The organism is Streptomyces sp. NPDC090025, assembly GCF_044748125.1.
Lineage (GTDB): Bacteria > Actinomycetota > Actinomycetes > Streptomycetales > Streptomycetaceae > Streptomyces.
Genome location: NZ_JBIVFL010000008.1, coordinates 142,887 through 152,858, shown reverse-complemented (window position 1 = coordinate 152,858; position 9,972 = coordinate 142,887). Strand labels below are relative to the sequence as shown.

The following is a 9,972-nucleotide window of genomic DNA, read 5'->3' as shown; positions in this document are numbered from 1 at the left end:
GTGCTCACCTCGCCAGCGAGATCCGCAGCAGATCGGCCATCGAACGCAGCCCGTCGCGCCGCGCCGAGAACGTGGAGCCCGCCCGGTCCGTCCACTCGACGGGCACCTCGACGACATCACGCCCGGCCTTGACCACCTGGGCGAGGAGTTCGACGTCGAAGGCGAAGCCGTCGACGTGGCAGTCGCGGACGATCGAGCGGGCCAGCGTCCCGGGGAAGAACTTGAACCCGCACTGGGTGTCGGCGATCTCCGGCAGCGTGAGCCGCGCCAGCGAGCGGAACAGCGCGCCGCCGCCCCGGCGCAGGGTGCCCTGCTCGACGGCGAGGTGCGCGCCCGGCGCGTGCCGGGAGGCGATCACCGCGCCGTGGCCCGCGCGCAGCAGCCGCATCACCCGGTCCAGGGTCTCCACGGGCGTGGCGTTGTCGGCGTCGGCGAAGCCGATGAACCGGGCCGCCGAGGTCTCGATGCCCCGGCGCACCGCCGCGCCCTTGCCCCGGTCGCCGCAGCCGATCACCTGGAACCCGACCCGCCCGGCCGGGCCCGCGGGCCCGTCGGCGGTGAAGGCGTCCAGGGCGTCGAGGGTGCCGTCGACGCTGTTGTTGTCGACCACGACGACGGCCGACGACCAGGGGCGGTCGGCCAGGAAGCGCAGCGTGGCGGCGACGGTGCCGGGCAGCCGTCGGCGTTCGTTGAACGCCGGGATGATCAGCTCCAGTTCGACCGGCGGCCGGGTCAGCGAGCGCGGTGCGGGAGCGTGCGGGTGCGCGGTGGTCATCGCGCCTCGCCTCCTCGGAGGGGGGCGCGGCGCGGAGCGGGTCGCGCGGGGATCAGGGCGGGGATCAGGGCGGGGACGAGCCTGGCGGCGGGGCCGGTCGCGGTACGGGACGCGGTACGAGGTGCGGTACGGGCCCTGGGGCCGGTCGCCGGGCCGGGTGCCGGATCAGGTCCGGCCGCTGGTCCGGCCGGGCTCGCGGCGCGGCGCCGCCCGCGCGCGGTGTGCGTCCGGGCGGCGCGGGAGCGCCTGCGCCGGGGTGCGCAGCGCGGCCGGGCGGCCCCGACGCGGCGACGGCACAGCCGGGCCGCGTCGCGCACGCGGTCGGAGGCACGCCGGGCGGGGTGGACCGGGTGCCCCGGACGCGCCACGGCGGCGGCCGGGCCGTAGCGGGAGGTGCGGGTGCACGGCGAGCGGCGGCGCGCGTCGGCGGACGGCCAGTCGGTCACCCGGCGCAGCGGATGCGGGGCGGGTGCCACCGGCGCTCGGCTGATGGGGAGGGAGGTCATGACGCGCCTCTTCCGACAACCGACCCTGCCGAGGGTCTGTGGTGGGCGAGCGTGCCTCGCCGTGCGCGAAGCACTGACTTCCACCCTTAATGCCGGGTATGTCCCTTGTCAACCTCTGGGGCCGGGCCGTGATCCCGACGGGCCCCTCCCGACGGCCCGCCGGACGCGCCGCCCGCCGTCCCGCCCCTCACCCCGCCCGGAGCCGTACGGCGGGCCGCATCCGCTGGAGCATCGTGTGCGGGCGCTCCTCGATCAGGGTGCCCAGGATGCGGCCGCCGTCGCGGAGCGTGCGGGACGCCGACGGGCCCTGGTGGCGCGGGAGTTCGAGACTCGGGACCTCCGCGATCCGCAGACCGTAGTGCAGTGCGTGGGTGACGAGCTCGGCGCCCAGCTCCACCCCGTCCGGACGCAGATCGAGCAGACCGACGAACTCGCGCCGGAACGCGCAGAACCCGTACCAGAGATCGGTGAGCCGCTGCCCGTACAGCTGCCGGGCGAGCCGCAGCAGCGCGCGGTGGCCGAGCCGCCGTACCAGCGGGTAGTCGGCCGGGTCGCCGCCCGCGATGAACCGGGAGCCCTTGACGAAGTCGAAGCCGCTCTCCAGATAGTGCAGGTAGTGCGGGATCTCCTGCGGCGACATGCTGCCGTCGGCGCCCATCAGGACCAGATGGTCCCCGGTCGCGGCGAGCAGCCCGGCGTGCGGCACCTCGCCGCGTCCGGTGTCCCAGGGGCCCAGCCTGCGCACCCGCACCCCGTCCGGCGCGGCCCGCCCGGCGCCGCCCGCACCCCCGCCGACCAGGACCACCTCGCGTACCGCCCCGGGCAGCCGGGCGAGCAGCCAGTCCGGATCGCGGTCGCCCGGCCGGATCGTCACCACCAGGCTCGCCGTGGTGACGGCGGCGGGGGCGGCACCCGGCCGGCCGGGCAGCCGGTCGGTGGCGCGGCGCAGCGGATGCGGCTCGCCGTCGCGGGGGTTCTCGGGGCCGGTCATGGGGCGTCCTCCGGGAGGTGCGGAGTTCCGTTTCCGTGGACGACTTTCAGGATCCGGCGCGCGCCGCCCCCAGGTCAAGCGCCGCCGACGGCGCCCGGCGGCCCGTCCGCCGCTCCGCCCGCCGCTCCGTCCGGCGGGGCGGGCCGCGGTCCTGCGGCGGCCACCGCCCGGGAATACAATTCCGGACATGGCCGGGCGCATCGAGGACTACGCCCTCATCGGTGATCTGGAGACCGCGGCCCTCGTCGGACGCGATGGCTCCGTCGACTGGTGGTGCGCTCCCCGGTTCGACTCACCCGCCAGTTTCGCGGCCCTGCTCGGCGGCCCCGAGCACGGCCGCTGGCTCCTCGCACCGGTCGGCAACCGCCGTTGCGGCCGCCGGGGTTACCGAGGCGACACCCTGGTCCTCGACACCGTCTGGGAATCCGTCGGCGGCACCGTGCGGCTCACCGACTTCATGCCGCCGCGCCGACGGGGCGGCCCGTGCCTGGTGCGGATCGTGGAGGGGATCGCCGGACGGGTCGAGATGCGGGGCGAGTTGAGCGTCCGCTTCGACCACGGCGGCGTCGTGCCCCGCACCCACGCGCCCGACCGGCGCACCGTCGTCAGCGTCGCCGGACCCGACGCGACCCGGCTGCACTGCGGACCCGGCGCGGGGGAGCCGGACGTCACCCCGGCCCGAACCCGCTTCGCGTTCCCGGTGGAAGCCGGGCAGCGGGTCGTGTTCACGCTCGGCTGGCACCCCTCGCACGCCCCCGCGCCCCCGCTGCCCGACGCGTCCGCCGCCCTCGGCGGCACCCTCGCGTTCTGGACCGACTGGGCGGCCGGCCTGCGCTACGAGGGGCCCGCCAGGGACGCCGTGATGCGCTCCCTGATCACCCTCAAGGCCCTCACCTACGAGCCGACCGGCGGGGTCGTCGCCGCCGCCACCGCCTCCCTGCCCGAGCACATCGGCGGCCGGCGCAACTGGGACTACCGCTTCTGCTGGCTGCGCGACGCCACCTTCACGCTGTCCTGTCTGCTGCGCGGCGGCTACCGGCGCGAGGCCGCCGCCTGGACCGACTGGCTGGTGCGGGCGGCGGCCGGTGACCCGGCCGACCTGCAGCCGCTGTACGGGGTCGCCGGACAGCGCCGACTCCCGGAGACGCACGCCGACTGGCTGCCCGGCTACGAGAACTCACGCCCCGTCAGATTCGGCAACGCCGCCGCGGCCCAGTTCCAGCTCGACATCTACGGCGAGGTGCTCGGCACCCTCTACTCCGCCGTCCGCGCCGGGGTCCCGATCGACGGCCAGGTGTGGGAGCTGATGGCCGCGCTCCTGGACCACGTCGCCGAGCACTGGCGCGAACCCGACGAGGGCATCTGGGAAGTCCGCGGCCCGCGCCGCCAGTTCGTCCACTCCAAGGTGATGGCCTGGGTCGCCGCCGACCGCGCGCTGCGGCTCGCCCGGGTCGCGGGCCTGCGCGGCTCGGCCCGCCGCTGGCAGGCGCTGCGCGGTGAACTGCGCGCCGACATCTGCCGGTTCGGCTGGAGCGACGAGCGCGGCGCCTTCACCCAGTACTACGGGAGCCGCCGGGTCGACGCGACCGCCCTGCTGATCCCCGTGCTCGGCTTCCTGCCCGCGACCGACCCCCGCGTCCGCGCCACCGTCGACGCCATGACGGGCCTCACCGACCGAGGCTTCCTGCGCCGCTACGACGAGGCGCCCGACGGCGAGGTGCACGAGGTCGACGGCCTCGCGGGCGCCGAAGGGGCCTTCCTCGCCTGCACGTTCTGGTACGCCGACGCGCTCGCCCTGACCGGCCGCCCGGCCGAGGCCCGTACCGTCTTCGAGCGGGTCCTCGACGTCCGCAACGACGTCGGGCTCCTTGCCGAGGAATGGGACCCGGCGGCGGGCCGCCAGCTCGGCAACATGCCCCAGGCGCTGAGCCATGTCGCCCTGGTGAACACGGCGTTCGCGCTCGACGGGACCCGCCGCAGGACCCGGATCACCGCCCAGGCGCCCGCCCGCCGCCCGGCCCTGGCCTGACCGCGCCGCCGGCGCCCCGGCGCCCGCCAGGGCCACCGGCCGCCCCCCGGAGGACCCCCGGGCCACCGCCCCGCACGGTCACCGAACGTCACTGATCGCCACCGGACGCCACCGCGCGCACCCCCGCCGGACCCCGGCCCGCGACCCCGGCCGCCCGGGCATCGTCGTTCGGGTGACTCCAGCGGGCGCCACCGCGCCCGGCGGGGTCGAATCGAGCCATGGCACCCTTCGACAGGCCCCGTACCGACGGCTCGCCGCCGCGCATCGACGCCGCTTCCACGTGGTGGTACGCCGCCGTCGCCGGAGAGGCCGCCGGATCCTTCAGCGCCCGTGTCCGGATACGCATGCGGCGGGTCAGTCTCGCCGCGATCATGCTCCTCACCCTGGCCTACGCCGGACTCGTGCTCGCCACGACCGGCCGCCGCTGGGGCGACGCCGCCGTCGCCGGGCGGCTCACCGACCCGGCCGTCGCCCGCTTCCTGCGCGACCACCCCTCGCTCCAGGGCCTCGGCACCCTCTCGCTCGCCCTCGTGCTGCTGCTCGTCGTCGCGCTCGCCGTGCTCCGCAAGCGCTACGCGGCCCTCACCGCCGCCCTCGGCAGCCTCGCCGCCGCCCTGGTCGCCGCCGAACTGCTCCAGCGCTACGCCCCGGGCCCCCGCTTCCTCGACGCCTCCGGCGTCGCCGTCGAGAGCGGCTTCCCCAGCAGCCCCGCCGTCCTGGCCCTGGGCCTCGCCCTCGCCCTCGGCCTGGTCGTGCCGTTCCGGCTGCGCGGCGTCGCCGTCGGCCTCGGCGCCCTGTGGGCCGTCGCCCTCGGCGGTCTGAGCGTCGCCACCGGCCGTCACCGCCCCGGCGACGTCATCGCCGCCGACCTCCTGGTGCTCGCCGTCTTCGCCGCCACCGTCGCCCTGCTCGCCCGCCGCGGCAAGGTCCGCCCGGCCTCCCGGCGCGGCCTGCCGCCGCAGCGCCTCCTCGTCCTCGTCCCGCTCGCCCTGCTCGCGCTCGGCGGGCTCGCCCTCGGCGGCTGGCTGCTCACCGGCTGCCTGCCCGGCGCCGGACCCTTCCCCGTCGAGCTGCCCAGGACCGCCCACCGCTGCGGCCAGGCGCTCGCCGCCGGGACCGGCGCCGCCGTCGCGCTCGCCCTGCTCGGCCTGCTCCGCCACGTCGACATCGACCCGGGCCCCGCCCCGTACCGGATCTCGCACCCCGTTCCCGAGGACCCCTTTCCCGAGGACGCCGATCACGAGATATCTTGATGTCGAGCAATCTTGAGACGCAGACGCAGACGTGGAGCGGAGCACATCCGGTGACTGACTCGACCATCATCTACACGCACACTGACGAGGCGCCCGCGCTGGCGACCTACTCGTTCCTGCCCGTGATCCAGGCGTACGCCTCGACCGCCGGCATCAACGTCGAGACGCGTGACATCTCGCTGGCCGGGCGCATCATCGCCTCCTTCCCCGAGCGTCTCGAGGAGGGCCAGCGCATCGCCGACGCCCTCGCCGAGCTCGGTGAGCTGGCCAAGACCCCCGCGGCCAACATCATCAAGCTGCCGAACATCTCGGCCTCGATCCCGCAGCTCAAGGCCGCCATCGCCGAGCTCCAGGCACAGGGCTACGCGCTCCCGGACTACCCGGACGACGCCCGCACCGACGAGGAGCGCGACATCCGCGCCCGCTACGACAAGATCAAGGGCTCGGCCGTCAACCCGGTCCTGCGTGAGGGCAACTCCGACCGCCGCGCGCCCGGCGCCGTCAAGAACTACGCCAAGACCCACCCGCACCGCATGGGCGCCTGGACCTCCGAGTCCAAGACCGAGGTCGCCACCATGGGTGTGAACGACTTCCGCTCCACCGAGAAGTCGGCCGTCCTGGCCGCCGCCGACACCCTGCGCATCGAGCACGTCGCCGCCGACGGCACCACCACCGTGCTCCGCGAGTCCGTCCCGGTCCTCGCCGGTGAGGTCGTCGACGCCTCCGTGATGCGCGCCGCCGCCCTGCGCACCTTCCTCGCCGAGCAGGTCGCCCGCGCCAAGGCCGAGGGCGTGCTGTTCTCCGTGCACCTCAAGGCCACCATGATGAAGGTCTCCGACCCGATCATCTTCGGCCACGTCGTGAAGACCTTCTTCCCGGCCACCTTCGCCAAGTACGGCGAGGTCCTCGCCGGTGCCGGCCTGTCCGCCAACGACGGCCTCGGCACCGTCCTCAAGGGCCTGGACACCCTCCCGCACGGTCTCGGCGACGAGATCAAGGCGTCCTTCGACGCCGAGCTGGCCGACGGCCCGGCGCTCGCCATGGTCGACTCGGACAAGGGCATCACCAACCTGCACGTGCCGTCCGACGTCATCGTCGACGCCTCGATGCCGGCCATGATCCGCACCTCCGGCCACATGTGGGGCCCGGACGGCCAGGAGGCCGACACCCTCGCCGTGCTGCCGGACAGCTCCTACGCGGGCGTCTACCAGGCCGTCATCGAGGACTGCAAGGCGCACGGCGCCTTCGACCCGGCCACCATGGGCTCCGTCCCGAACGTCGGCCTGATGGCGCAGAAGGCCGAGGAGTACGGCTCCCACGACAAGACCTTCGAGATCGCCGCGGCCGGCACCGTCCGCCTCGTCGACGCCGCGGGCAACACGGTCCTGGAGCAGGAGGTCGCCGAGGGCGACATCTTCCGCGCCTGCCAGACCAAGGACCTGCCCATCCAGGACTGGGTCAAGCTCGCCGTCACCCGCGCCCGCGCCACCGGCGACCCGGCCGTCTTCTGGCTGGACGCCGAGCGCGCCCACGACGCCCAGCTGATCGCCAAGGTCGAGCAGTACCTGCCGCAGCACGACACCGAGGGCCTGGAGATCAAGGTCCTGTCCCCGGTCGAGGCCACCAGGTTCTCCCTGGACCGCATCCGCCGCGGCGAGAACACCATCTCGGTCACCGGCAACGTGCTCCGCGACTACCTGACCGACCTCTTCCCGATCCTGGAGCTGGGCACCAGCGCCAAGATGCTGTCGGTCGTCCCGCTGATGGCGGGCGGCGGCCTCTTCGAGACCGGCGCCGGCGGTTCCGCCCCGAAGCACGTCCAGCAGCTCGTCAAGGAGAACTACCTGCGCTGGGACTCGCTCGGCGAGTTCTTCGCGCTGGCCGCCTCCTTCGAGCACCTGGCCGGCACCACGGGCAACGCCCGCGCCCAGATCCTCGCCGACACCCTCGACCGCGCCACCGGCACCTTCCTCAACGAGGACAAGTCGCCGACCCGTCGCGTCGGCGGCATCGACAACCGCGGCAGCCACTTCTACCTGGCCCTGTACTGGGCCCAGGAGCTGGCCAAGCAGACCGAGGACGCGGACCTGGCCAAGGCGTTCGCGCCGCTCGCCGAGACCCTCGCGGCCAACGAGGCCACGATCGTCGAGGAGCTGAACGCCGTCCAGGGCGCCCCGGCCGAGATCGGCGGCTACTTCCAGCCCGACCCGGCCAAGGCCGCCGCCGTGATGCGCCCGTCGGCCACCTTCAACGAGGCCGTCGCGTCCCTCGCCTGAAGCACCCCCGGCACCCGCCCGACGGGGGTCTCGCACCCCCGTCGGTGAAGGCGCGATGACGCGCCGGTGACCCCCCGGCCGCCCCGGACGGAACCCCTCCGTCCGGGGCGGCCGTGTCGGTGGCGCATCCGCCGTCCGGGTGTGAGTCTGGAGGGATGAGCTGGGCATCATGGACGACCGCCGGTGTCTACACCGGGCGTGGCGGGGTGCTGACCGTCGAAGCGGGTGTGCTCACGGGCGATCTGACCGTGCACACCACCTACATCGACGGTGAGGCACGTGTGGCCGTGCAGTACAGCGGCGCCTCCGACTGGTTCACCATGTCGGGAAGTCCGGTTCCCTGCGGATCGGAGGAGAACAGCCGGGACCTGCACGACGCGGTCGTCGCGGCCGTACGGGAAGGGGGCGGGGCCACGGTGCCGACCCTGCCGCACCTGTCGGGGTAGCCCGCGGGTGGCCGTACGGGCGTCCGTACGGCACGGTGTTCCCGGCAGGAACCCGGCAGAAAACTGTTATGCGGACCGCCCCCGGCGGTCTCCTGATCGTGGCCCGCACCCGGCGGGCCCCGGACGACAGGCCCCAGGGGAGCACCACACATGCACAGCGACGTGCACAGCGATGTCCACGGCGACGAGCACCGCGACGGGCACCGGGACGAGAACGGCACCGCCGCGCTCGTCGAGGCGGCGCGGGCCGGTGACGCGCTCGCCGAGGACGCGCTGGTACGGGCCCACCTGCCGCTGGTCTACAACATCGTCGGCCGGGCCCTGGACGGCCACGCGGACGTCGACGACCTGGTCCAGGAGACGATGGTCCGCGCCCTCGACGGGCTGCCCGCGCTGCGCGACCCCGGCCGCTTCCGGTCCTGGCTGGTCGCCATCGCGCTGAACCGGGTACGGCGCCGCTGGCACGAGCGCCGCCGGGCGCCGCTGCCCGGCCTGGAACGGGCCGCGGCCCTGCCCGACCCGGCGGGCGACTTCACCGAGCTGACCATCCTCCGCCTCGGCCTCACCGGCCAGCGCCGCGAGGCCGCCGAGGCCACCCGCTGGCTCGACGAGGACGACCGCGAGGTGCTCTCCCTGTGGTGGCTGGAGGCCGCGGGCGAACTGACCCGCGCCGAACTCGCCACCGCTCTGGAGATCCCGCCCGCGCACGCCGCCGTCCGCGTCCAGCGGATGAAGGGCCGCCTGGAGACCGGCCGGGCGCTGGTACGGGCGCTCGCCGCCGCACCGCCCTGCCCCGGGCTCGCCGACACCACCGCCGCCTGGGACGGCCGGCCCTCCCCGCTCTGGCGCAAACGCCTCGCCCGCCACCTCGACGGCTGCGCCCGCTGCGCCGCCGGCCGCTCCGGGCTCGCCCCGGCCGAGGGGCTCCTGGTGGGCCTCGCGCTGGTGCCGCCGCTGCTCGTGTGGGCGGGGCGGGGGAGCGGGGGCGCACCGGCGATGGCGACGGTGGCGGCGGACGTGGTCCCTCCCGGGCCGGGGTCCGGTCCGGGTCCGGGACCCGGCGCGGGTGCGGCCGCGGGCGGGCGGCGCGGGCTGCTGCTCGGCGGCGGCGCGGTCGTGGCGCTCGGCGCCGCCGTGCTGCTGCTCATACCCGGCGGCCCCACCGAACCCGACCGCGCGCTCACCCGGCCGGTCGTCACCACCCCGCCGTCGAGCACCCCCGCCGCGACCACCCCGCCGCCGCGCGCCCCGTCCCCGACGCCCACGCCCCGCCGCAGCACGGTGCCGCCACCGCGCCCGAGCCCCGAGGCGGAGGTCACCCGGCTGGTCAACCGACACCGGGCGGCGGCCGGCTGCGGCCCGCTGAGCGTCGATCCCCGGCTCTCGGCGGTGGCCCGTACCTTCGGCGCGGACATGGTCGAGCGCGGCTATCTCGCCCACACCGACCCCGAGGGCACCGACTCCGGCACCCGGCTGACCCGGGCCGGATACCCCTGGGGCGCCTGGGCCGAGAACCTGGCCCAGGGCCAGCGCCGCCCCAAGGCGGTCGTCGACGACTGGCTCGCCGACCCGCCGCACCGGGCCAATCTGCTGAACTGCCGCTACCGGCACACCGGCGTCGCCGCCGTGCCGGGCCCGGACGGCACCGTCTGGGTGCAGGAGCTCGCCGCCCCGAGCGGCCCCTGACCCGGTCATG

At 75.5% G+C, this 9,972-nt stretch carries 8 protein-coding genes; 5 read left to right on the top strand and 3 right to left on the bottom strand.

Going from position 1 to position 9,972, the window contains the following annotated elements; translation table 11 throughout:
* Positions 1-4 precede the first annotated feature (4 nt).
* The 3 genes from ACIPXM_RS20280 to ACIPXM_RS20270 all read right to left on the bottom strand — a co-directional run bounded on the left by ACIPXM_RS20280 (position 5) and on the right by ACIPXM_RS20270 (position 2,272).
* Positions 5-775, bottom strand: coding sequence for a glycosyltransferase (locus ACIPXM_RS20280; RefSeq protein ID WP_401657204.1), 771 nt, complete (start codon positions 773-775; stop codon positions 5-7).
* Entirely contained in the window at positions 772-1,281 is a 510-nt protein-coding gene (locus ACIPXM_RS20275) for a hypothetical protein (protein ID WP_401657202.1), read from the bottom strand. The genes ACIPXM_RS20280 and ACIPXM_RS20275 overlap by 4 nt, the downstream gene beginning before the upstream one ends.
* A gap of 187 nt (positions 1,282-1,468) precedes the next feature.
* Positions 1,469-2,272, bottom strand: coding sequence for a glycosyltransferase family 2 protein (locus tag ACIPXM_RS20270; RefSeq protein ID WP_401657200.1), 804 nt, complete (start codon positions 2,270-2,272; stop codon positions 1,469-1,471).
* A gap of 187 nt (positions 2,273-2,459) precedes the next feature.
* Here ACIPXM_RS20270 and ACIPXM_RS20265 point away from each other — a divergent pair, with 187 nt between their 5' ends.
* From ACIPXM_RS20265 to ACIPXM_RS20245, 5 genes are all read left to right on the top strand, one after another.
* The gene (locus tag ACIPXM_RS20265) at positions 2,460-4,301 is read left to right on the top strand and encodes a glycoside hydrolase family 15 protein (RefSeq protein WP_401657198.1); all 1,842 of its coding nucleotides are present in this window, start codon (positions 2,460-2,462) and stop codon (positions 4,299-4,301) included.
* Positions 4,302-4,519: 218 nt separating this feature from the next.
* Positions 4,520-5,554, top strand: a complete 1,035-nt coding sequence (locus ACIPXM_RS20260; RefSeq protein WP_401657196.1) for a phosphoesterase — start codon at positions 4,520-4,522, stop codon at positions 5,552-5,554.
* Between the two features lie 50 nt (positions 5,555-5,604).
* Positions 5,605-7,830, top strand: a complete 2,226-nt coding sequence (locus ACIPXM_RS20255) for an NADP-dependent isocitrate dehydrogenase (protein WP_401657194.1) — start codon at positions 5,605-5,607, stop codon at positions 7,828-7,830.
* Between the two features lie 155 nt (positions 7,831-7,985).
* Complete coding sequence (locus tag ACIPXM_RS20250) at positions 7,986-8,276, top strand: hypothetical protein (RefSeq protein WP_401657192.1); 291 nt, start codon at positions 7,986-7,988, stop codon at positions 8,274-8,276.
* A 150-nt stretch (positions 8,277-8,426) separates the two neighbouring features.
* A complete protein-coding gene (locus ACIPXM_RS20245) occupies positions 8,427-9,962 on the top strand; it encodes a sigma-70 family RNA polymerase sigma factor (protein ID WP_401657190.1) in 1,536 nt (511 codons plus the stop codon).
* Positions 9,963-9,972: the final 10 nt, after the last annotated feature.